The organism is Vibrio sp. M250220 (genome assembly GCF_036533795.1).
Taxonomy (GTDB): domain Bacteria; phylum Pseudomonadota; class Gammaproteobacteria; order Enterobacterales; family Vibrionaceae; genus Vibrio.
On record NZ_JATABI010000212.1, the window covers coordinates 1 to 426 of the forward strand.

At 41.3% G+C, this 426-nt stretch carries 1 protein-coding gene; it reads right to left on the bottom strand.

The genetic code is table 11. From position 1 onward, the window contains the following. Positions 1–426: IS630 family transposase (locus tag QTN94_RS20480; RefSeq protein WP_331428696.1), on the bottom strand; the 426-nt coding region annotated here is incomplete at both ends.

Below are 426 nucleotides of genomic sequence, written 5' to 3' on the forward strand. Positions count from 1 at the left end.
ATCATTGATTCGAGACGTCAGTGAACCTGCGATCTCTGGAAGAGTCACAGTAAAAAATTGATCGATGGCTTCCTTGAAGTCTCGTTTATTTTTGAAGTAAACGTTATTCCTCGACTGCTCGTTCATTACCTTCCAAAGCCGCTCAATTGGGTTGAGGTTTGGACTGTAAGGTGGAAGATAATGTAGTTCGATATTTAGGACAAACGCTGCATCTTTGACTAAGTCACTGCGGTGATATCCCGCACCATCTAAGATGATATGAAGCTTATGGGCTAATGGATAACTCTCTCTTAACTTACAGAAAAAGCGAACAATATTTTCACTGTTAATACTCTCGTAATCGTGAACGATGGTGGCACCAATATCTGACAGGTTTAGTGCGCCAATAATGTTCAATCGGCTACGATTGCCCGTTGTTTCAATCAC